Here is a 21,922-nt window from a genome sequence, read left to right on the forward strand (position 1 = left end):
ATGAAGATGGAGAAGGTGTCAAGAGGGTGGGAAGAATTTTGTTCTTATGGTATAATTTATTTGCTGTCGCACCTCAAAATCTAGCGATAGGTGGAGGGAGGTGCAGATTATGGCGGATATTTTCATATCTTTGGCGGTGGGTATCGTGGCGAGCTTGATAGCTGCGTGTATCTACGACCGTATCCGTTAGCGGCAGTATCTCTCTATGCTGTGCTGGAGCGGACTGACTACCCGTGAACGCACACGAAAAACCCCCGCAGGTGACTAATCTGCGGGGGCTTTTGCGGTGCAGATGACGGAACATCATCTTCATATCTTTGTGTTCAAAGTATAACACATTTTGCAGAGTGTTTCAAGCCCTATACTATTACGGCTCTTTGTCAAATGTTGTGGAGAAATATTATAGAAAAGTTTTAGGAAACCTTGGTTCGACGGCTTTTTCGTGCTTCGTTATTGAGAATATAGAGAATGCGACGACGGAAGTTCTCAAAGTTACGGAATCCGTAGCAGACACGTTTTAGAACCTTGATGGTATTATTGCATCCTTCCGTGAATCCGTTGTTGTAGCCTGTACGAATACCGTTCCAAATTTCTTCTTTCCATTGTTCCAAAGTCTTCAGGACGCACATAAATGGAGCGATACCGGAAGCAAGAACGTGCTCCTTAAACTCTCGTAGCCGTTCCTTATAGGTCGCCCGATCGGTGCTGTCAAAAAGCCTGTAGTATTCTTCTTTCAACGCATGGGCAAGGGCTAACTTTTCGGAAAGCGCAAACATCTGTGACAGCTTGATACGTTCCGTTGGGGTAAGTTTGTGTTTCCGCTTGAGCAGCGTGCGTCGGGAGTTCTTAAACCACTTTCGCTGTGACGGATCAAGGTGTGTCTGCACTTCTTTTCGGATGCTGTCAAGGGCGTCATTGGCGAGACGGACGGCGTGGAACTTGTCGGCCGCTATTTCGGCATTGGGAAGGCAATCTTCGATAAGTTTGCGAAAGAGCGGGGAGAGGTCTATGCTGACCATCACGACGTTTTCACGATCCGCAAGCGGGTAGCTCCGGATTCTGTCATAGAGTGTCGCCACGCTGCGATCATCGATGATGTCGCAGCATTTGCGATGCTGCAAGTCGTTGACCACGACTTGAAATTTTGCACCGGCGTTTCCGCGAAACTCATCAAGCGAGATGACGGCACTCAAGGCTTCTTCATTTACGGCTTCTTTTTCCTTTGCAGCACTCTCGGCGTGTGCAAAGTGACGTATAACGGTCGTGGGAGAAATATCATGCCTGTGTGCAATGAATGATGACGGAACAGGATCACCATGCTCTTGAATGATGTGTTCAATTTCGCTGCGTGGCATACGCTGAAACCGATCAATGAATGAATTGTCCTCGGAAAATGCCTTCCCACAATCTTGGCAGCGATAGCGCCGGCGATTGTAGATATACTTTATTTCCGGCGAGAATCCACATAAGTTCTGCTTTCGGTAATCATGAACATAGGTAGCCTGCGATCCGCAGATGGGGCAATGATGATGCTTGCGCGGGAGATGGAACTCAATGCAGTCATCCGCAATAAATTTCTTGCAGGACTCTGGCAGTTTTAACAAAAACATGTTAAAATTTTCATACATGGCGATAACTCCTATCTGTTTAACTTTGGTCGGTTACAGTATAACGGAAAGTCGCCATGAAAAAAAGGATGGACAGCCGTAATTACGGTCGTCCATCCTTTTTTTATGAAATCGAGTTTATCGAAAATAGATATGCACCAGTATATCCAGGATCACCAAGATTGGAATGACATAGGCAACCATACCGATCATCTCAAAGCGGTTCGTTTGCTTTTGCAGCAGCCTCTTCTGCCACTTCTGTGCCTCCATAGACATACGCTCAAAATTCTTCGCCGTCAGTGCAAACATATCGCGGCAACCACGATCGACGTTTTGGAGTGTCGCGGTCTGCGCTTCCTGAAGGTGATCGGCTTCGGCCGAAAGGACGGTGATGATCTCCTTCAGACTAGAGCCGTATGTTTGCAGCTTCTCACGTTCTTCCTGCAAGGCGGTCGCTGCCTCTTTCAGCTGATCCAGGACACTGGACATATAGTGCAGCATCGGCAACAGTTCTTCCGTCTGTGATTTCTCATCAGGAGATTCGCTTGGCTGCGCAGCAGGTTCATCTTCCTGCATTGCCTCATATTCGTCAATTTCTGTCACGGTATCATTCCCCTTTCAACAGGACAATCACTTTTTCAGTTCAGGGTGTCCATGTTTGTCGTTGTAGGTCTTGCTGCACTTTGCGCAGAGCCAAAACGGGCCGTTTTTCCCATTGAGACGACGCAAGACAGTGCGGCATGACGGACAATGCTCAATGACCGGTTTGCCCTTGTCATCCTCATAGAACATTTTTCGCCCGTCTTCCGGCAGCACACATGCCTCATCGCTGCATATATAGAAATGCTTTTGCAGCTTCGGCGAGAATTTCTTGAGCAGTGTACCCTTGCCACAGATCGGGCAGATCACGGCATCCTCTGATTCCACAAAGGGAAATTCGCGTGTCTCAGCAAAGCGGATGTTGTCGTTGACTACATCGATGATTTCATCAATGTACGCAGACATTGTTTTCTTGCCGCTCGCAATTTCGGACAGGGCATATTCCATTTCTGCGGTCGCATCCGGCAACGTGAGTGACGGATCGACGTTTTCGATGAGTTTGATCCCAAAATCAGTGGGGATCAACTCTTTTTTCTTTTTCGTAAGACACGCCTCAATCGGCTTGCCCTTGTTTTCGGTCGCAAGCAGCTCTGCAATGATGGTGTCCCGTGTCGCCGGTGTACCGATCCCCTTTGTTTCTTTCAGCTTTTCGCGGTTCGGATTGTCCGCAGCAACGAAACGCCAGATATTTGTCATCGCCGCAATGAGCGTTCCCTCTGTAAAGCGTTTTGGCGGGGTCGTTTTCTTCTCTGCGATACTTGTTCCCTGTTTTCCGATTGGGTCGCCTACAGAGAGTGTAGGGACGCTCAAAACGGGTTCTTTGGTGTCCTGATCTTCCTTTTCAACGGCGCGAAAGCCGAGTTCAAGTATTTCGCGCCCGCTGCCAACGAATATCTCATCGCCAACGGAGAACTTAAAACTGGTTTTCTCAAAGACGTAGGGCTTGTAAAATTGGACAAGATACCGCTTGGCAATCATGTCGAAGATATTTTGCTCGTTCTCTGTAAGGTTGGTCGGCTTTTCGCCCGTGGGAATAATTGCGTGATGTGCCGTGATTTTCGCATCGTCAAAGGCTTTTCCGGAAATACCGGGGTCTGCCGCGTCAGTCATTGACGCAAGCGCATTGCCGGATGCCAGCATAGCGATGATCTTGTCGGCGTCTCCTTGCTGTGATGCCGGAATGTAATTGCAGTCTGATCGCGGGTAGGACACAATCTTTTTCTCGTATAGGCTCTGCACCGTATCTAAGGTATCTTTCGGCGAGAGTCCATAGACCTTGTTCGCCTCAATTTGCAGTGTATCCAGGGAAAACGGCAGCGGGGGCTGCTGCGTCACCGTCTTTTTTTCAACATCAGAAACAACAACATCATCCGTATGGTCGATCTTCAATTTTATCGCCTGAAGCAGCTTCTTATCGAGCACGTGCCCTTCTTCATCCGTTGAAATTGTGGCAGACGGTGTATATTTTGCTGTAAATGATATGCCGTCTTTTTCAAACGTTCCCGTCAATTCATAGAATTTCCGGGACTTGAACTGTTGAATCTCTTTTTCACGCTGCACAACGAGCGCAAGCGTCGGAATCTTAACGCGGCCAATGCGGAATACTGTAGTATAGCCGTATTTTCGCGCATTGACTGTATATGCACGGGATAAATTCATGCCAATGAGCCAATCTGCGCGGGTTCGTGCAAGTCCTGCGTGATACAGGCCTTCAAATTCACTGTTGTCCCGTATATCTGAAAAGGCTCGTTTTAGGCTCTCGTCATCCTTTGCACTCAGGAGCAGACGCCGAACTTCGCCTTTGAAATTGCAGTAGTCCAGTATCTCATCAATCAGAAGCTGTCCCTCCCGATCCGGATCACCCGCATGGATTACAACATCCGCATCTTTTAGGAGTTTTGCGACAACCTCAAATTGCTTCGATGTGTTTGCTGACGGCTTTGTAATCCACTGTTGCGGGATGATGGGATAATTCGCCCAGACTTTATACTCCTCGCCGTACATTTCCGGTGTTCCTTGCATGAGGATATGACCGATTGCCCATGTGACAGCGGTATCTCCATTTCGGATATATCCAGTTTCTTTCTTGCAGTCATCCTTCCACAGATACGTTGCAAGAGTTCTTCCAATATCCGGCTTTTCGGCGATATAGAGAGTCTTCATAGGGACTTCCTTTCTATTTACTTTTTACCCGATATATGGTAATATCTCCCTAAGAGGAGGTGGGTACATGGCGATCGAGGGCTTTGCCGGTACGCTGCGCAAATTACGCAAAGAACGTAATTTGACGCAGAAGCAGCTCGCCGATGCGGTGAACCTGTCACAGCGGCAAATCTCACTGCTTGAGTCAAGCAAGGACATTCCACGTCCGGAAACGATTGAACGGCTGCGCCATTTCTTCAATCTGGATATTGATACCTGGAATAACCTGCTTGAACAGGAAAGCAAGTTGTCTGCACAAGCAATGCCCCCGGATACGATCGGCCGCCGCGTGCGAGTTATGCGGACGTATTTCAAGCAATCTCAGAGCGAGTTTGCAAAGGAACTCGGCATCAGTCAGTCTGCCATGTCGGCAATCGAAAAGGACGCCTCTACGCCGTCCTATGAGATACTCTGCACCCTTGGAAAAATGGGGTTTCATCTGAACTGGATTCTTTATGGGGAATCCGATTCTCTACCCCCGCGTGCCATACTGGATCATGTTGCCGGAAGCCATGAGCTGCAAAAGATCAACAAGATTCTTGAGGGGCTGCCGCCGGATAAACTCACTGCTGTGCGGAAAGCAATGGAACTGCTGTTAAGGAGTTGAGGTCATGAAGTCAAAAATTTTGCTTGTTATGCTCGTCCTGATTTCTCTGCTCGCTGCCGGATGCAACGAGGAAGAGAAGTACAATACGGCAAAAAATGAGTATCAGCAGATGCGTGAAGAAATATCCCGCCTAGAGCTGACGACAGGGGAAGATCGAAAACTCGTCAACGGCAAGTGGACGGAATCGACCCTTGCGATCAACGAAGAAGCATTGAGGAAACACGATGAGCTTGTACCAAAGATGGATGCAAAGATTGCCGAAATGGAAAAATATGCCACGGCAAAAACGGAAATGAATAACGACTTTGCACGCATCAAGGAGGACTATCGGCAACATGCAGGGGAATGGGCATCCCGTGTGAAGCAAGCAGAGCAAAAAGTTGCGAAATCAAAAGTCAAGCATCAAAGCTATGCGGAAGAAGCGCAGGAGCGCGAGCAAAAGATGAAAGCCGCAGCAGCCTCTAAGTGAAAATGGACAGCATCGGCAGGGCGAACGCCCTGCTTTTTATTGTCCGAATTTCAGGAATCCGAATGCCTTACTCTTGCTTGCGTTGTTCCTCTTGTCAAATTCCGTCGGATGGTAGGGATCGTATGGGTAAACCGTGAGCGCATTTGCATATTCGCGCTCTATGTTGCGTTTAATGAGCTGCGTCTCCTGATCTTTGACGGCCGCCGTGTAGGAAGTGCCAATCATGTGTGCCTCATCAATGCTGCCGAGTGCGTCCAAGGCTTCAAGTTGATTCGCCTTTTGCTGTTCACTCAGCAGACTGTCATCCTCACTCGTTGCAATGGCAGCTGATAATTTTTGCCGCTCTGTCTGATTCTGGATAATCTTTGTAATGATGTTTTGCTGGACAAGGTTCTCAGCGGAATGGTAGGTGTGTATGACAGTGGTTGGATCGATGCCCTTTTTGTACGCATCGACTGTTTCATGATAGAAGTCTTCCAGCGGCTTGTAGGTATCCCGAAAATCAAAAATTGTCTTCATGTCCGGAAATTGCAGTGCATTTTTGATCGCGGCTTCCATTTCACGGGGATAAAGATCAATCTTACGCATTGCCTGAATTTGGTTTTGGAGCTTCTTGACCTCATTCCGGAGTGCTTCCACCGTCTGTATTGTCTCTCGAACGCTGTCTGCCAAACGCTTTAGGTCGATAACGTCTGACCCCGGTCTTATTATATCGTCCCATCCCCACGCATACGCAGGGGGAGAAGCACCAATCACACTGACAAGGACGGCTGCACATATCAGATGTTTCCTCATATCTTACCCCTCCCTATGAGCTTCAAAAATGGTTCATACGACAACAACAGGAATACCTTCTTGTCGATCTGCGATGACTCGATTGCCCCAAGATACCGCGAATCAAAGGAATCATCGGTGTCATTAAGGAGTAACAGCGTCCCGTCCGGAATGGTGTACGTCCCCGCTTCCAGCTGCGGCAATCCATCTTTATGATAGATTCTGTAGCTGTCGTCATGCGTTCGTAAATACTCCTCATCAACGGTATAGGATTCACCGGGGAAGCCTCGTACGCGTTTGAGGAGTCGAAAGCCCGCATCAACATGCAGACTCTCGATTCCCTCCGGCAGACGTACGATGACATAATCCCCCCGCGCAAGGTTTTGATTCGGTGCAGCGGCATAAAGCCCTCTGACAGCAGAATCGGTCATGTTGCAGTATAGGAGCTTTCCGCAGACGAAATACAGAACACTCCCGATCAGGGTGAGAAAAATCACGGATAGAACAAAGATTTTAGATTTGCGCTGCTCTCTAAAGTTCATAACGTCCTCCCAGCGACCGCATGAATACCTTCGGTATGCGCATCGTAAGGACGGCAAGGGCAATCAGACCGACACACATGAGCAAATGCTTGACGCTTTGCTCCGTTGTGATGGATGCCTTTGCAACATACGAGCCGGACATACGTTGATAGACCAGATTGATATACTTGTTCGCCCATGCCGGCAGCGGCTCTCCGCGCTCGATACTGTATGGCCCGCCGTTATACCCAGCAAGGGCATAGTTCCAGTCTCCAAACATCTCATACAGATTTTTCATATAGTGTGCGGAGGCGTCAAGGGCTTGCTCCGGATTGAGCGGGTCAATCCCCCATCCTGCTGCTGTTTCCGGCGTAAATTGTGCGATTCCTAGTGCACCCGCTTCACTTACGGCATTCGGATTCCAGTTGGATTCCAGCTGAATCTGTGCAAGGAAGAGATTCACAGGGACACCGTATTTCTGTGCGGCTGCCGTTGCCATAGCGATGTATTCCGGCGGCCCGGTTATGCCGCCGTTGCCTCCCATCTGCACCTGCCCCGGAAGCTCCGCGTCGAAGAGATCCTTTGGGACAGTGGCATCTTTGACGCAAAACACGCAGAGACCGACCATGATTGATACCAGAGCCAGCTTGATGGTATTGGATACAACGCCGCCCAGCGATCCTTCCGCGACAAATTTTGTGAAACCAAAAGCGGTAAAGGGAAGAGTGAACACGGCAATCATCGCAGCCAAATAGAATTCGACATACACAACCATGACATAACAGGCGAGCACAAAGAATGTGCCGATGACGAAATACGATGAAATCCATATAACAATGATGTTGCTTAGATTGTACGTAAATTCAAACGTGCCAAACGAAGCAATCTTGTTGAGTGCCGGATTCATCATCGCAATCGACTTTTGCACAAGAAGCTGCGGCTGTGATACATTCTGTTCGATAACAGACGGATCGCCAACGAACGTCCCTGAGACGCTGGACACGAATGCGAGGAAGAAATCGTTGACGATCATCTGCCAATTGAGCAGTATCACATAGAGAAGACCGTACTTGACAAATTTTCCTGCCAGCTGCGGAAGCGAAAACTCGAGTCCTGCCGTCAGGATCGGCAAAGCGAGATCAATCACACAGAGAACAAACAGGAGGGCAAGCCCTGCCTCTTGGAGCAGGTTATATGACTTGCCGATCATCTCAACAAGATATTCCATGAAGCCGTTGATTGATTCGCCAATCTTCTGCATGGATTCGATGCCCCACGGAATCACAGCATTATCCATCGCCGCGCCACCACCAGCGCCGACAACATTGCCGGACAGATCGACACCAAGGGATTGGAGGTAGGGGACAGGATCGATTTGAGAGCCATGTGTTCCATTCAAACGGTATTCGACGTGACTGTGCGGTCCCGAGGAATACCCAAGAGGCCCATCATAGGCGTCCCCGCCCGTATAACCAATCACAGTTCCCTCAGCAACATATCCCACGGCGCAGCCCATTGTTGCCTCTGCACAGTCGCCAAAAAGGAGGCTGCCCCCTTCTGGCGTGCGAATCTCAACCCAGTAAATAAAGCCGTCACCTGCGCCATGTTCAACATATCCATTGAACGGCGCATGGATCGGCGTGCCGGACTCTGTGCCGATGTCAATTCCTCTGTGAAACTTACTTGCCGCACCGCCCGCATCACGCTCTCCAAACGGTGATGTAACAGCACCGCCGGGAAACGGCGGCATAGCCATTGCTGCCGAAGGGAGTAGGAGCAGAACGGCTATAATAGCAATACACAAGCGTTTCATGGATGTGACCCGCTGCCGCTATTTCCTCCGCTGCTGTTATTGCTGCCGCTGTTTCCTCCACTACTATTACCGCCACTTCCTCTACCGCTGTTACCGCTTCCGGAATTTCCGCCTCCACTTCCGCCTACTGCCGTTCCTTTGATTAAGTTTTTTCCGACATTACTGTTGGAAAAGGATTTTCGTGCAACGGATTTACTTGCTCCGCGTGCGGCTGTCCTTGTACTCATGGCCGATCCAGCCTTCGCGGCCATCGCGCCCTTGCCGGCAGCCGCCGCAGAAGTGCCGCCTGTGAAGGGCATAGCAGCCAATGCAGCGACTGTCGTTCCGATCTGCTTTGCTCCGCTGATTGCTTGTTGACCCTCAAGAGAGGGTTGCCCGTTCATAAAGCCGGCAGCAAGATTGGGCAGCTGCCACATGAGAAAAGCCATCGCCGCATAGGAAAGTGCGTATTGCAGCATTTCCCCAAAATTTGCTCCGCTTTCCGGTGTCCATCCGGGAATCCCGCCGGACTTATCAAAGAGTGCAATAAAAAGCCCTAGGATAAATGTCATAACCATCAGTTTGACGCCATAGGCGATGACCGCAGACAACGTGCGTTGAAAAAGGAATTGCGTTTGCTTCAGTACACCGAATGGAATAAGAATCACAGCCAGTGTGGCGAATACGTTAAACTCAATCTTTGTAATGAGTACCTGAAACGCCATAAAAAAGAACGCGCTCAAAGTTACAAAGATATAAGTGCTATACATTACAAGCCCCGGCCCCAAAACACTGAGTTTGTGATCCATCATGTAAGTCAATGTGGACTCGCAAGCTTCAAACCCCTTATCCATGATCTGTGACGGTGTTAAAGGCACAGTTTCCATTGTCCCACCGGATGCTGTTATACCTGCAAACTGAAATGACTGTAAAATGGCATAGTTGATCTGATCGAAATTCAAGATAAAAAACATGAAGAAGCTAATCTTCATGACCCTGCTTATGATTTTCGACATGCGCAGCTCACCACTGTACAGCGTCCATGTGATACATATATCAATGACGGCAAGTACAGTGATAAGCTCGAACGCATGAGGTGCAAGTGCCTGATAGCCTAATATGCAGTGATCTTGAAAAAACTTCAGCAGAGAGTCAAGGAATGTTGTACTTCCAAATTCCATCTTACCACCAGCTGTTCTGTCTTACTTTTGCCCAGGGATTATCCTGCCCGATCGGTGTTCCCTGAATTGCCGCAGCCTCTTTGTGCATTTTCTTTAATGTCGCCTCCGTAGCATCTGCCATCGCTTGTGCTACTGCCTGTTCGTTTTGTTCCTTGACGATCTGACGCTGTGACTCCATGACCTGATTCTGCGCACTGATTGCTTGAATGGATGTTTTAATGGTGTCGATGTGCGCCTTTTCAACGGCGATTTCATTTGCGATCTGTGCGGCTTGCTTTGCCCCTTCCGGCGATTTGTTGAGTTCGAGCAGCTCTTGCAGCCGTTTCTGTGATTCCTGGAGTTCCTTCATAAGATTGTGATAAGCGGTAACATCCTTCTGATTCTGCAAGGACTGCAAGGCTTGCATCGTAGATTCTACGCTGCGTTCCAACTTTGCCGTTTGTGCGAGTTCTCCGGAAAGGATAGCCGGGAAGCGCTCGTTCCAGAGTTGTTTCCACTCCGCTTCATCGACCAAAACACCTGTTTTCTTTGCGTGATCGATTGCCTTGTTCACGCTGGCAAGCAGCTCGTTCTTATATTTCGTAATCAAACGTTCCGGCAGACTTTTCAGTTCCAAAAGCTGCATCTGAATCTGCTCTGCCGTGTTGGTGACGAGCTTTACGGTTTCAAGATACGTTTTGAGCTGCTGCGCAATATTTTCCACGTCAACGACCGGGATTGCTGCGGATGCACGCAAAGGGGCGGCAGCGATACTGACCGCGATCAAGAGGGCTGTTGCTATCTTTTTCATGATGTTCGCTCCTTCCTATGTCAAAGGTGTCCATAATGGACACCCTTGTCTTGGTGTTCATTATGAGCACCGTGCATAATTCTCCTTGTAATCGATCAACTCATCTTCGGCGTTTTTGTAAGTCAACCAATCTTCGATAAAAGAATCCTTGCGCATGGCTGCAAGAATCTGATCGATTGCTTGCTGGTCATTCTTCGATGTAGCCGTGACGAACGGAATTTCAATCGGACGTAGGGCAAGCCGAAAAATCCGATTGCCCTTTTCGCTCGAATAGTAGTAATCCTGCTTCGGCGTCATATTGGCGATGATTTCCACCTGACGGTCGTTGCAGTTAAACATCGTATAGAGTTCCTTGCTCTGTTTCGTGCTTGCCTGTTTGTTCGGCAGATACACGCGGTTCGGGCAATTCTCCATAACGGTATGCAGGAGTTCCGGCTTATTCGCAAGGTCGGACAGATTCTGCGTTGCGAAGATAATGCTCGTATTCTTCTTACGCATATCCTTAAAGTATTCGCGCAGTTTTTCTTTGAAGATTGGGTTATCAAAGAAAAGCCAGCACTCATCCAGAACGATAATGGAAGGCCCTTTTGCACTGCGAATCTTAGATTCGATCCGATGAAACAGGTATTCCAGCGTTGCGGGGACGATGGAGGGCGTCGCCATAAGCGTTTCCATTTCGTATACCTGCCAAAACCCCGTCCCGGATACATCTTTGCTGTTGTCAAAGAGTTTTCCGTGACTTCCCTTCATCGTGAGAGCTTCCAAGGTTTGCCGAATCTCCTGATCCTGCACAAGTTCGCAGAAACTGGACAAGGTGCGCCGTTCGACCGGAAACTCTTGTAGGGACAGCAATGCCTTCCAGACAAAATTATCCTTTGCCGGCGTGATCTTGACATTGCGCTGTTCAAGATAGGCAATGATCCACTCTTTTGCCCATTTCGCTTCATGGTCATAGTGAATATCTGCGAGCGGCTGAAAAGACAGCTCTCCCTCGTCTTCACTGGCAATGTTGTAAAAATTTCCTCCGACAGCAAGGGTAAGTGCGCGGCTGGATGCCGCCTTGTCAAAGATGAAGACGTTGCTGTTCGGATATTTGAGAAAATGCGCTTCAATAGTATTGAGGAAGACGGATTTTCCCGATCCAGACGGCCCCACAACCATTGTATGACCAACTTCCCCGACATGCAGGGAAAGCCGAAACGGCGTATAGCCTGATGTATCAGTGTAGAGTAATACCGGCCCCTTGAGATAGTCGTTCCGTTTGTCACCCGGCCACGTCGCCGTGACCGGGGCGAGGTGACAAAAATTTAGGCTGCTGATAATCGGACGGCGAATATTCGCCCGATAGCATCCAGGAATCGACCCCCACCATGCTTCCATGCTGTTGTCTGTTTCGATGTAGCCCGTATATCCGAGGGAGTTGATCGCCTCAAGAATACGGTTCGCCTTCTCATTGCACCGTTGTGCGTCCTTGTCAAAGACGACCATCGTCATTGTGTAATATCCGTAGCTTACATAATCCTGCCCAAGCTCCTGCAAGGCAACGCCCGCATCATCGCGGTTGAATGCTGCCGTCTCGTCAAGATCGTCTTCCAGATGTTCTTTTGTAAGTGCTTCACGCACCTGCGTCCAGAATGACTTGATTTGCTGATTCCACCGTTGCCGATAGTCCTTCAGTTCTTTTTGTGCGTCCATTTTGGACAGGCAGATGAAGCGTGATACCCAGCGATATTCCAGATCCATGCCGTCAAACACATCAAATACACCTGGTTCGGACATCGGCGGGAAATCAAGGATCGTGACAACTCTCATGTGATTGTCGCCCAGCTTCATTTCCCGGCCGCCCAGAACATCCGCATCACAGATATAATCCGTGATGTAATACTGCGGATTCACGCGGACACGATGATTCTTGTCTGATATGGTCGTATGTAGAAAGGTGACAACCTCTTCTGCCGAGAGCGGCCGCAGATCGGGAAACCACGATTTCAGCATATCGCCGATGAGATTGACGTTGGCAATAAACTTCTCAACGACTTCGACGTAGAGACGCATGTCCGCGCTTTTCCCTTCGCTCTTCGCATCGGCGATGAACGCATCCGTAAGCCTGGACTTAATCAGCTGCGGCGGTTCAAGATAGACGGTAAAGTAATAGCGCGTCTCGAAATGCGTCTGCTCCGCATAATATGCACGGCGATCATTTTCCATCTTTTGGATGATCGGAATATCAACCTCCGAGGCATCATACTCTGTGGAGAGTCTGCGCTGCGCTTCAAAATACAGAACATAGCCGGTCGGAAGCGTCTTGATGACGTTGTTCAGGGCGGCGTTGTACTGAACGAGATCAAGAGCCGTGGCACTCTCCATATCCGGCCCCCGAAACTCATAGACGGCAAGCATGGAATGATCTTTTCCATGCACAATACCTGTTTCAGAGTCTACAAACGCCCCCGGCAGCAGGTATTGCAGCCGGGGCTTTTCGGCAAAAGCTCCGACTTCCTGCGAGAACGCCTTTTTCCTCTTTCCAAAGCCGAACAAAATTCCCCCTCCTTCTACCGATAATAGAAGTTCTTATGCTGGCGCGAATGCCAAAAAACTTCATGGAATTGTGCGTCCTGCTGTCCGAGAAAACGAAAGATGTAATGCGCAATAGCGGCGATTATAATGACGGTAAACGTCTTGAAGATCAACCCACCGAGAACAGCGAATACAATTTCACCGATGAATAGATTGCGTGGAATCCCCATCCAGTAGAGTGGTGCAACCAGAGATCGATGAATGGGAATCTCGTAGCCTTCCGGCAGATTTTTTTCCATCTCACAACCCCATAATCGTAAGACCGCCCGCCGATTCCGAAATCGCATTGACGAAGTTTACGGCAAACAGGCAGATCGAGATAGCGAAGATGAGCAGGATGAATTTCTGCGTCCCGCCGCCGCTGTGTCCTGAAAAGAGCGCGATAGCAGCACCGACAATCCCCATGACGCCAAGCACCATAGGCAGCGGCCCCGTAAGGTTATCCGCGAGCGAGTTGAAAAATTTCATCCACGGCCATTGAATGTCAATAGTGCCCGCGCCCCCTTGCTTCAGCGCGGAAACACCAGATGCAAACGCCTTACTGCTCATCAAATACCAGCCCACGCCCGCACTGAAGGCTTTTTCCGCAATGTTTTTGCCCATGTTTTTCATAATGCTTTTCATTGATAGCTCCTCCCTTGAACTGAAACAGGTGTCCATAATGGACACATCCCCTATATTTTCTCAAGGCACATATATGCCTTATCGAAAACGACCTTTTTCATTGATTTTTTCCTTCTTCTTTGGATTGTAAGCAATCCTGCGCTTGACGGCTTTCCGACTCTTCTTTTCGATCGGAGAGTATGCAAGCACTTCCTGTCTGCGCTGATCCAAATGGATAATTGCCTTGTCGAAGACACCTGCAACACGCTGCACCGCAGCATCCACCGCCCGATCCGCTTTTTCCTTGATTGCGGCGCGAATTTGCCCGGGCGCGGCTTTGATGTCCTGATATACGCCGCTGACTACCTCGCGCGTATGTGCAAAGAGTTTTGCCTCACGCGCGGGGGATTCTTTTCTGGCTGCGGCACGCTCCTGTTCCAGTGCACGGAAGAATCTCATGCCGCTCAAGAAGCACGCTTCCATCTCTCTGTTGTTTTGTCCAGGAGGCATAGAGCGCATTTCTTGAAGCTGTTTCTTCAATGCAGCAATCTCTTGTTAATACTTTTGTTCCCTCTGAACAAGCTGTTCCCGTTCCTTGCGAAAAAAGTCACTGGCATTTCGGAAGGATTCTGATGCGCGCGCAGATGCCTCGCGTATAATCTCCTCTGGCTGCCTGCTGCGACGAGCCTTGCCAACTTCCTGAAGGTTCTCCTTTATTGCTGCGTGTTTGGGGTCATAGCCCTCCCACGTCTGCGGCGATACACCGTTTATGCGCTCTTCTGCGCGGAACTTACTCATTTCTGCCTGTAAAACGGTTGCCTCTTGCTGTACTTTTTCAAAACCACAATCCCGTTCATTGGGTGCCGGTTCCACATCCTTCATGCAGGATTGCAGGTCTTGACAGTAGGCTTCATCCAATGCACGGATTAAGTTTTCATCCAATTCCTCTTCCCATCCGGAATCTGCATGATCTTCCATTTCGGTGCCTCCTTCAAGGTGTCCATAATGGACACCTCCGCTATATTTTCTTAAAGCGCATACGCACCTTATCGAAAACGACCTTTATCATTGCCTCTTCGATTGATTTTTGCCTTGCGGGCAATTCTACGTTTAACGGCTTTTCTCAGCTGCCATTTTTGCCGCTCTTGCCGTTGTTTTTCGGGAAGAGTCTGCTGCACGTCTGCCTGTTTGGCAAGCCGTGCCCGCTCTCGTCGAAAAAATCTGCCGGCATTCCGAAGCGTCGCTGCTGCATGAGCAGATTCGCCTCGAATCACAAGCTCCGACTGCTTTGTTCGGCGGCTGCTGCCAATCCGATATAGGCTGTCTTGAATGGCGTTGTGCATCGACTTGTATTCTGCCCATGTCTCCGGCGAAGCCTCATCACGCTCTTCCTCTAAACGAAAATCCCGCATTTCAGCTTGAAGTGCATCGGCTGCTTGCCGAACTTCTTCAAATCCATAGTCCGGTTCATTTTCATGCGGTTCTGCCCGTGTAATCCCGTCCGCGATGTCTTGATAATAGCCATCGACCATATCATAGAGTTCCATAGGAGCCTCCTTTATACATGACGGATGTTATACTGCTGGCGCACCGGGTCATAGGATTCCACTTCGATGATGTCACTGACTATGCGGCTTTTACGCCCGTCCGGCAGTTCAACGTGCTGGATTACAACAACAACATCGATTGCCTCGCCGATGAGTTCCTTCACATCACCAGCAGTGCTGTCTTCTTGCGCAAGTGATTTGATGCGGGTAAGCCCCTTTTCGGCGTCGTCTGCATGAACCGTACAAGCACCCCCGGGATGACCGGTATTCCATGCTTTGAGCATGGTATAGGCAGCACCGTCGCGCACCTCTCCTACGATGATACGATCCGGTGAACGTCGCATACAGTCTGCGAGAAGACGGGTCATGTTATAGCGGATTTTGCTGTCACCGGTATCCTGCTTCGTAAACATCGGGCTGTAATCCTCTGCCGGACATTGCAGTTCCGGCAAGTCTTCCAGTGAGATCAGCCGATGGTACGGGGATATGGCAGCAATCGCGGCAAGAATCGCATTCAGGAAGGTTGTCTTTCCTGTTCCCGTTCCTCCGGCGACCAGGATGTTTTTACGAGCCTGAATGCTGTCTTCGAGAAAGTGCTTATATTTCTCAGACATAAAGCCTGTCTCCACATATTCTTGAAATGTAAAGATTTTCACGGCTTTTTTTCGGATGTTGAACTGTGGATTCCGCACGATCGGGGGAATCTCGCCCTGAAAACGGGCACCATATCCTTGAATCTCAACCGATATGGACGGAATATCTTCATTGACGACCTTTCCCGCCTGTCCCGCAGCCAGTTCAATGATTGCCTGTGCTTTGCCGGGCGTTAGATATATTTCTGTTTTCACCTTCCCCTCAATGTGAGAGTTGTACCATATTTTCCCATCGTCATTGATATAAAGCTCTGTAATGTCATCGCGCTGCATGAGCTTTACGGCATCCACACCAAGCACAACATCAAAGTTCGGGTTTTCACTCCCCATTGGTCTCCTCACCACCCTCAGAACCGAGAGATTCCGGTATTTCTTCCTGCTGCACCGCAGCTTCTTCCATGAAATCGTCTAAGCCCGCATCCGGATGCTCCGCTTGAAATCGCGTATAGCAGCTGATGTACTGATCCATTGTCTGATGATCGCCCGCATCAATGCGTTCTTTGGCATGGACAAGCGCACCGATCAGGATTGCCATATTGTGCACAGGGAAGCCTGTTTTTCGGATGATCCGACCAATATCATTGGTTCGCTGCACCTCCATGTTGCGCTTCGTCTTTTTCATTTCCTGTTGAAGCGCTTCCTGCTTTCTGCGCAGGTTCTCCCAGCGTTTTTCCATCTGCTTTAATGACGCCATATTTACTCCTTTCTTACTACCGTACCGGCATCGGTGACGCCATTTCCAATCCATTGTGGGCGGAACGCCGGGAATTTTGGTTTTGCGCTGCTTTTCTGTCCTTTGGCAAGCAGCATATCGCGCTCAGGATATGGATGGTTACGGATGATGTCACTTGCGGCAGGAGCATCATAGAGCCGCGAAAGGAAATAGCCGCTCTCGTAATACTTCACCTTGTCCGTCAGAATCGGCGGGCTGCCGCTTGCAACGATAATCTCCTGATCGCCAAGACGCTTAATCTCATCGGCGGTCATAAGTGCCCGGCCTGTCTGCGACTTTGAATAACTCTTCTTCGAGAGAAAACCGCTGTCCGAGACACTTTCAACGGTGATTGTCTTATTGCCAAGAAGTGATTCCGCATATTTTGCGGTGTCGTTGTCATTCGGTGCGTAAAAAATCTGCAAGTGACAGTTCATCAAAATTTGATTGTCCTTGCCGTATATATCATTGATCTGCGGCAAGCCCTGATTGATGAGGAACACCTTCATGCCATATCCGGCAATGTAGGAGAGGGTAGAGGCAAAGGACTTCAGATTTCCCAGAGACGAAAATTCATCCATCAGGAACAGGCATTTGTGCTTGTAAATTGTCTTCGCTTTACCGCCTTCATACGTGCCTATCTTCTTTGCATGGTGTTTGACCATCATTTCAAAGAAGAGCCGGAAGATCGGCGCAAGACGCAAGAGGTCGGACGGCGGTGTGACCAGATAAAGCGACACAGGTCGTTTGTAATTCATCAGGTCATCGACACAAAAGTCGCTGACGGAAGTATTGCGTGCAAGCGTCGGATCAAGGTACTCCTTGAGGGCGGTATTCGCGGTGGAAACGATGCTGCCGCATTCATTGTCCGGCTTTGCGGCAATCTCGCGGAAGTTTTGACAGATGATCGGGTGCATATTGGGGGAATCGTCCAGCGTGGATGCCAGCGGGTACATGTTTCGCATATCCTCCGGCGTATATCTGCGACTGACGTAACCGCCTTGCTCGCGATCCCACTCACGTATCTCAATGCCATCGTCAGGGACATGCTCGAAATTCATCATGTCCTCAAGGGATTCCACGAATCCCTTGATCTCGAGTTTCTGCATTTTCTCAGCACCTTCGGTGGGATTGTCATAGGCATTGCCGTCCGCATCAACCCATTCATAGACAGGATTCCCTTCATCATCGACCATCCCTACGGTATTGGACTTCATGAAGGACGCAACATCATAGAGTGTCGGCGGGTGCGGATAATGCTCAGGATCAGAAAAGTGCGCATATTTGAGATGCAGGATGACGGTCGTTATGACAACGGCAGCATTGCTTCCCCAATGATCAAGTTTCCCCTTTCCTTCATAGTCTGCCAGCGTGTAGGCAAGATTCTGCGCAGCCGACACTTCTTCCGGCGTGCCGATCGGAATCTCGTCAAGTGGATTCCAGCGTGCTGTACTCCCATCCGTCGCCGTTGGTTCAAACTTGATGACAGTATGCCCCATGCGCTTACGAAAACCCGCAGTAACGCCCCAGTTTTCGGATTTGATGTCATTGACAATGACCGAGGATTTCCAACCGCCCAGGAGCGTGGGAATAATGAGTCCGACGCCTTTTCCGCTGCGTGTGGGCGCAATGACGGCAAGATGTTTATTGGAATTGTCGCGCAGGTAGAAATGTGCGATTTTAGCGTGAAATTTCACGATCCGCTTGTAGAGGGCTACGAACGGATAAACCGTGAATAAATCATCCTTCGGATCATAGCTCTGTATGCGCTGCAATTCTTCTTCCAATACGGAACGCTGCTGCATCAGTTTCTTCTGATCTTCAGTTGATACATCTTCATCCGCAAGTTGCTGTGAAATATGCGTGATCCGGTTCATCAGAGCGTCCTTCTTTTTGTCCTGGCGTCGCTCGAACCCCATTTCTGCATAGGCGACCTTTTCTTTTTGCAGTGTATCCAACCTGCGCATAAGCCCTGTCACAGCGCGGATGAACGCATTATCACGCTGTCCGACAACAACGCCGCCCGCGCTGATCAGCTCCATCTTCGCAAGGTCTTCGTATGTACCCCAACGGGCACTACCGTGTGAATCATCCTGTTTCTTTGGCAGAGTGAGTATAAGGATGATAAGGGCAAGGACGACAGCACCAAGGATATATAGATTGGTTTCCTTGAATGCGAGCGGTATCTCATCGTTGAATTGAAAATACCACTTCACATAATCCCACGGCATATAGTACGGTTTTCCTTGGAAGAAGAACGGCGTGCCGAGACGAGGATTATACGCAAGCATTTCTGCGAGCTTCTGCGTTGCCATCCATGCGCCGATCAGCAACGACATCAGAAAGATATAGACGCGCACAAAGTTATTCATTGCTGTACTCGTACGCGCCAATCGAAAGGTCTTGATTGATGAATACGCTGAACTGATAGCCGGGCGTAATCTCGATCGTCGGTTGTGCATCTACATCTTTGGCAATAAGCTGCTGCCCGGTACGAAGAATGGAGGCGACTGCGCCCGATACGGCTTCTTCGCCGGGACTGCGGTTATCCGTACCTGATGTATTGCCCGTCAGACTCTGCATGCCCGCTCCAAGCAGTGCCGTGATGAAACCTGCGCGATAAATCGACCCGCGATGATCGTCATATTTATCCACCAATCCGGGATAACCTACGCCATCGATCGCTTGCTGATCCGGAAGGGTAAGTGACGCTCCGTTAGGCAGGATGATTCGCTGAAAAACGACACCTATGCGTTTGCCTCCTGCAAGCGCAGTTTTCCCAATCAGACGGCTACCCTGTGGAATCAGCAAATATTGGCCCGTGAGGCTGTCATAAATATCCTGTCGCACTTGCGCCACAACATCCCCGTTCGGGACATTGCTTGTGACACCGGTAAGCAGCGTCGCCTGAATGACAGACCCCGCGTTCAATACATAGCCACCGCCTCCATTTTGGACAGGGAGAGATGGAGGAGAATAGCTGACATTTTGTACGGTACTACCGTTGTTGACCGCTGCATTTCCAATCGGTTGTATAGCGGCGATCGGTGTACCGTCTGCGATTGCTTTTGCAATCTGGAAAGCAAGTGCGCTGCCATCAATAAGGGCGCGCTCCTTTGCCTCCTGCTGCGCAGCTTGTTCAGCTGCCTGTGCACGACTTGCAGCATCGGTGTCGATTGTCTGCATAACCGGCGCAGAAGGTGTTGCCCCTGCGGGTACGGTTTCCACGCGCACAGGAGGCGATTGTGGTGTACCTTCCGGCTGTGGATTACGCATATCACTGCCAGGCTCATGGCTGTGTCCATTCGTCTGCTGTTTTCCTTGTTGTGCTTGCGCAATCTCTGAATATTTGGCAGGGAAGGCATCGGCAGGGGTTCCGGCAGTCACAGTTGCCGTCGGTCCCGTTTGCTGCTGCGTTTTTTCCTCTACTCCGCTGCTGCTGAACAACACGTTGCTCGCTACAGATGCAGTGGCAAAAATAGCGACAGCTCCTACACCTGCCATGACGAGCTTTTTCTTCACTGTTTTGGCACGTTCCGCCGGGTCTGTATCATCATACGAAATATCGCCGGCAGAATATGGAGGTTCTTCTACAAAATCCTCTTCATTTGGAAAATCAGATTCTCTATGAAAGAACTTCTGCTTGAGCTTCTGAATATCAAACCCCATCACTTGTGTTTCACCGCCTTATCCTCTTTTGCTGGATCATCTTTTTTGGGCAATATGTCAACGTATTCGCGATCTGAATATTTGAGCCGCGCGTGGTCAAATACGCGATCAGCAATGATATACCCGTGCCGGACACGATAATTCACAAGGGTCAGCTTGCCCTTGTTCTTATCTTCTACCCGATACAGGACAGGCAGATCATACTTATTGCCCTTGCCCAATTTGATGTACGTCCGTGTTCCGTCATCGAAAACTTCGAGAGGGAACAGCCCTTCATCCGCACGCTTACTGCCCTTAAACTCATAGTCACGATGCAGCGCCTTATAAACACTCCGACCATCAACCTGCTCCGTGAATATTTCATTGAATACTTCCTGCTCCGGTGTCACCTCCACCGGGGGATATACGTTTTCAGGATAGTTCCAGCAAATAATCGGCGTATAGTTCTCTTGCTCCGACAACAAAAGATGATACGCACGATTCTGTGTGTAGATGACAAAGTTCGTTGTCACGTCGTCTACAATGGGCTTGATGAATACGTGCGGCGTGCTTCCGATTACCGCCGTCTCAATCATCCAGCGTGCGGTATCTCCCGCAATAACGCCGTTGATTTCTTCTCCCGCCTTGAGCGTAATATCTACGACATATCCCTTTCGTGCAAAAACTTCATACACGCCATCGTAGTTATATATGTACTCTAAGCATGATTCTGTATGCCATGCCTCAGCAGTCGTATGTATTGAGGCAGATACCGTTAGGGGCATGGCAGCGAAAGAGGCTGCACCCACGACCAAAAAGGCATTTTTCACCTTACGCCTCAGTTTCACAATGTCACCCCCTTACTTCCTTTCTTCCATCTCTTTCGTGATTGTCAAATCCTTAATCTTGAGTCCGAGCGGATTGATAAGCAGCTCTTCCTCTTTCTTTGGCGGATCAAGCACAACCGAAAGCAGTGCTGTATAGCTTGTTTTCACACCTGTGGCATTCCCGCTTAGTGCAAATTCATCTTCTACCCAGCGCACCTGATACGTTGCCGGTGATCCCGGCTGCGCCTGAATGGATCGGATCGTCGGCTGTACTGTCGCTCTGCCAAACTTCGATGCAGGATTGTCCGTCTGCAATATGGCGTTTAATTTGTTCGCCGCTTCCTGCGTCAAAAAATGTTGTGCGTGTGCCCAGTTCGTCTTATACTGCACCGGATCAAGCGGTACCGTCCTTGTATCTCGAATGAACTGTACGAGAAACGCACGCACCTCTGCTTCCTGCGGATTGTAATTCGTCGCTTTCAGCTCGCCTCCGGCTTCCACCTGTCCCGTAGCGTTATCCACACGAACGACATAGGTCTTAAAGTTCGCTGTTGTCACGACAAAAACCATAGCAACAACACATAGGGCAAGCAGTGCCATATAGAGAAGATTCCTCTTTTTGGCAACGTCTTTATCCAATGCAAGATTGTATAAATCCGTCTGGAAGCGTTTTGCGGCACCGCGATCAAATACATCTGTCGCTTTGCCTTTTGGATAAAATCTTTCCTGTTGTTCCATGCGTTCTATCACCTCCTTTTCATAAATTTTATCATATATAAGATTTTATGTAAACAGATAAACGGTCAATTATA

At 49.4% G+C, this 21,922-nt stretch carries 22 protein-coding genes; 2 read left to right on the top strand and 20 right to left on the bottom strand.

Annotated elements, in window-relative coordinates; translation table 11 throughout:
- Positions 1-413: 413 nt before the first annotated feature.
- The 3 genes from AXF19_RS04980 to AXF19_RS04990 form a co-directional block, all read right to left on the bottom strand.
- On the bottom strand, positions 414-1,628 hold the full coding sequence (locus tag AXF19_RS04980; RefSeq protein WP_066845885.1) for an ISL3 family transposase: 1,215 nt from the start codon (positions 1,626-1,628) through the stop codon (positions 414-416).
- Between the two features lie 117 nt (positions 1,629-1,745).
- The gene (locus tag AXF19_RS04985) at positions 1,746-2,210 is read right to left on the bottom strand and encodes a hypothetical protein (RefSeq protein ID WP_066845888.1); all 465 of its coding nucleotides are present in this window, start codon (positions 2,208-2,210) and stop codon (positions 1,746-1,748) included.
- 27 nt (positions 2,211-2,237) lie between these two features.
- On the bottom strand, positions 2,238-4,370 hold the full coding sequence (locus AXF19_RS04990) for a DNA topoisomerase 3 (RefSeq protein ID WP_066845890.1): 2,133 nt from the start codon (positions 4,368-4,370) through the stop codon (positions 2,238-2,240).
- A gap of 67 nt (positions 4,371-4,437) precedes the next feature.
- Between AXF19_RS04990 and AXF19_RS04995 the strand changes: the two genes are divergently transcribed.
- A complete protein-coding gene (locus tag AXF19_RS04995; RefSeq protein WP_066845892.1) occupies positions 4,438-5,016 on the top strand; it encodes a helix-turn-helix domain-containing protein in 579 nt (192 codons plus the stop codon).
- A 4-nt stretch (positions 5,017-5,020) separates the two neighbouring features.
- Positions 5,021-5,485, top strand: coding sequence for a hypothetical protein (locus tag AXF19_RS05000; protein ID WP_066845894.1), 465 nt, complete (start codon positions 5,021-5,023; stop codon positions 5,483-5,485).
- 36 nt (positions 5,486-5,521) lie between these two features.
- Here the strand turns inward: AXF19_RS05000 and AXF19_RS05005 are convergent, their stop codons facing one another.
- The 17 genes from AXF19_RS05005 to AXF19_RS05085 form a co-directional block, all read right to left on the bottom strand.
- Positions 5,522-6,280, bottom strand: coding sequence for a hypothetical protein (locus AXF19_RS05005; RefSeq protein ID WP_066845901.1), 759 nt, complete (start codon positions 6,278-6,280; stop codon positions 5,522-5,524).
- Positions 6,277-6,801: a S26 family signal peptidase gene (locus AXF19_RS05010; RefSeq protein WP_066845904.1), complete on the bottom strand. Its 525-nt coding sequence runs from the start codon at positions 6,799-6,801 to the stop codon at positions 6,277-6,279. The genes AXF19_RS05005 and AXF19_RS05010 overlap by 4 nt, the downstream gene beginning before the upstream one ends.
- A complete protein-coding gene (locus tag AXF19_RS05015; RefSeq protein WP_066845907.1) occupies positions 6,791-8,593 on the bottom strand; it encodes a transglycosylase SLT domain-containing protein in 1,803 nt (600 codons plus the stop codon). Before AXF19_RS05015 ends, AXF19_RS05010 begins: the two co-directional genes overlap by 11 nt.
- Positions 8,590-9,753, bottom strand: a complete 1,164-nt coding sequence (locus AXF19_RS05020; protein ID WP_066845910.1) for a type IV secretion system protein — start codon at positions 9,751-9,753, stop codon at positions 8,590-8,592. The genes AXF19_RS05015 and AXF19_RS05020 overlap by 4 nt, the downstream gene beginning before the upstream one ends.
- A gap of 1 nt (position 9,754) precedes the next feature.
- On the bottom strand, positions 9,755-10,543 hold the full coding sequence (locus tag AXF19_RS05025) for a hypothetical protein (RefSeq protein ID WP_066845913.1): 789 nt from the start codon (positions 10,541-10,543) through the stop codon (positions 9,755-9,757).
- 60 nt (positions 10,544-10,603) lie between these two features.
- Positions 10,604-13,081: a TraG/VirB4 family ATPase gene (locus AXF19_RS05030; protein ID WP_066845915.1), complete on the bottom strand. Its 2,478-nt coding sequence runs from the start codon at positions 13,079-13,081 to the stop codon at positions 10,604-10,606.
- A 14-nt stretch (positions 13,082-13,095) separates the two neighbouring features.
- Positions 13,096-13,359 (bottom strand): VirB3 family type IV secretion system protein, encoded by a 264-nt coding sequence (locus AXF19_RS05035; RefSeq protein WP_066845918.1) that lies wholly within the window; start codon positions 13,357-13,359, stop codon positions 13,096-13,098.
- A gap of 1 nt (position 13,360) precedes the next feature.
- Positions 13,361-13,744: a TrbC/VirB2 family protein gene (locus tag AXF19_RS05040; protein ID WP_237141697.1), complete on the bottom strand. Its 384-nt coding sequence runs from the start codon at positions 13,742-13,744 to the stop codon at positions 13,361-13,363.
- Positions 13,745-13,822: 78 nt separating this feature from the next.
- Positions 13,823-14,191: a hypothetical protein gene (locus tag AXF19_RS05045; RefSeq protein ID WP_066845921.1), complete on the bottom strand. Its 369-nt coding sequence runs from the start codon at positions 14,189-14,191 to the stop codon at positions 13,823-13,825.
- An 87-nt stretch (positions 14,192-14,278) separates the two neighbouring features.
- Positions 14,279-14,701 (bottom strand): hypothetical protein, encoded by a 423-nt coding sequence (locus AXF19_RS05050; RefSeq protein ID WP_066845923.1) that lies wholly within the window; start codon positions 14,699-14,701, stop codon positions 14,279-14,281.
- A gap of 68 nt (positions 14,702-14,769) precedes the next feature.
- On the bottom strand, positions 14,770-15,270 hold the full coding sequence (locus tag AXF19_RS05055) for a hypothetical protein (protein WP_066845926.1): 501 nt from the start codon (positions 15,268-15,270) through the stop codon (positions 14,770-14,772).
- Positions 15,271-15,281: 11 nt separating this feature from the next.
- On the bottom strand, positions 15,282-16,253 hold the full coding sequence (locus tag AXF19_RS05060) for an ATPase, T2SS/T4P/T4SS family (protein WP_066845930.1): 972 nt from the start codon (positions 16,251-16,253) through the stop codon (positions 15,282-15,284).
- Positions 16,243-16,671: a hypothetical protein gene (locus AXF19_RS05065; RefSeq protein WP_216634982.1), complete on the bottom strand. Its 429-nt coding sequence runs from the start codon at positions 16,669-16,671 to the stop codon at positions 16,243-16,245. Before AXF19_RS05065 ends, AXF19_RS05060 begins: the two co-directional genes overlap by 11 nt.
- Complete coding sequence (locus AXF19_RS05070; RefSeq protein WP_237141698.1) at positions 16,620-19,097, bottom strand: type IV secretory system conjugative DNA transfer family protein; 2,478 nt, start codon at positions 19,095-19,097, stop codon at positions 16,620-16,622. Before AXF19_RS05070 ends, AXF19_RS05065 begins: the two co-directional genes overlap by 52 nt.
- On the bottom strand, positions 19,000-20,304 hold the full coding sequence (locus AXF19_RS05075) for a TrbI/VirB10 family protein (protein WP_066845935.1): 1,305 nt from the start codon (positions 20,302-20,304) through the stop codon (positions 19,000-19,002). Before AXF19_RS05075 ends, AXF19_RS05070 begins: the two co-directional genes overlap by 98 nt.
- A complete protein-coding gene (locus AXF19_RS05080) occupies positions 20,304-21,131 on the bottom strand; it encodes a TrbG/VirB9 family P-type conjugative transfer protein (protein ID WP_066845938.1) in 828 nt (275 codons plus the stop codon). Before AXF19_RS05080 ends, AXF19_RS05075 begins: the two co-directional genes overlap by 1 nt.
- Before the next feature lie 12 nt (positions 21,132-21,143).
- Positions 21,144-21,848, bottom strand: coding sequence for a type IV secretion system protein (locus tag AXF19_RS05085; RefSeq protein WP_066845941.1), 705 nt, complete (start codon positions 21,846-21,848; stop codon positions 21,144-21,146).
- Between the last annotated feature and the right edge of the window lie 74 nt (positions 21,849-21,922).

Origin of the sequence: Selenomonas sp. oral taxon 126, assembly GCF_001683335.1 — a bacterium.
GTDB lineage: Bacteria > Bacillota > Negativicutes > Selenomonadales > Selenomonadaceae > Centipeda.

Coding starts and splice junctions, on each gene's coding strand:
- AXF19_RS05000 (WP_066845894.1), top strand. CDS start 5,021: ATGAAGTCAAAAATTTTGCTTGTTATGCTCGTCCTGATTTCTCTGCTC.
- AXF19_RS04995 (WP_066845892.1), top strand. CDS start 4,438: ATGGCGATCGAGGGCTTTGCCGGTACGCTGCGCAAATTACGCAAAGAA.
- AXF19_RS05005 (WP_066845901.1), bottom strand. CDS start 6,280: ATGAGGAAACATCTGATATGTGCAGCCGTCCTTGTCAGTGTGATTGGT.
- AXF19_RS05050 (WP_066845923.1), bottom strand. CDS start 14,701: ATGGAAGATCATGCAGATTCCGGATGGGAAGAGGAATTGGATGAAAAC.
- AXF19_RS05020 (WP_066845910.1), bottom strand. CDS start 9,753: ATGGAATTTGGAAGTACAACATTCCTTGACTCTCTGCTGAAGTTTTTT.
- AXF19_RS05060 (WP_066845930.1), bottom strand. CDS start 16,253: ATGGGGAGTGAAAACCCGAACTTTGATGTTGTGCTTGGTGTGGATGCC.
- AXF19_RS05075 (WP_066845935.1), bottom strand. CDS start 20,304: ATGGGGTTTGATATTCAGAAGCTCAAGCAGAAGTTCTTTCATAGAGAA.
- AXF19_RS04990 (WP_066845890.1), bottom strand. CDS start 4,370: ATGAAGACTCTCTATATCGCCGAAAAGCCGGATATTGGAAGAACTCTT.
- AXF19_RS05070 (WP_237141698.1), bottom strand. CDS start 19,097: ATGCACAACCGACGATCGAGATTACGCCCGGCTATCAGTTCAGCGTAT.
- AXF19_RS04980 (WP_066845885.1), bottom strand. CDS start 1,628: ATGTATGAAAATTTTAACATGTTTTTGTTAAAACTGCCAGAGTCCTGC.
- AXF19_RS05065 (WP_216634982.1), bottom strand. CDS start 16,671: ATGGATTGGAAATGGCGTCACCGATGCCGGTACGGTAGTAAGAAAGGA.
- AXF19_RS05085 (WP_066845941.1), bottom strand. CDS start 21,848: ATGGAACAACAGGAAAGATTTTATCCAAAAGGCAAAGCGACAGATGTA.
- AXF19_RS05055 (WP_066845926.1), bottom strand. CDS start 15,270: ATGGAACTCTATGATATGGTCGATGGCTATTATCAAGACATCGCGGAC.
- AXF19_RS05040 (WP_237141697.1), bottom strand. CDS start 13,744: ATGAAAAGCATTATGAAAAACATGGGCAAAAACATTGCGGAAAAAGCC.
- AXF19_RS05010 (WP_066845904.1), bottom strand. CDS start 6,801: ATGAACTTTAGAGAGCAGCGCAAATCTAAAATCTTTGTTCTATCCGTG.
- AXF19_RS05015 (WP_066845907.1), bottom strand. CDS start 8,593: ATGAAACGCTTGTGTATTGCTATTATAGCCGTTCTGCTCCTACTCCCT.
- AXF19_RS05035 (WP_066845918.1), bottom strand. CDS start 13,359: ATGGAAAAAAATCTGCCGGAAGGCTACGAGATTCCCATTCATCGATCT.
- AXF19_RS05025 (WP_066845913.1), bottom strand. CDS start 10,543: ATGAAAAAGATAGCAACAGCCCTCTTGATCGCGGTCAGTATCGCTGCC.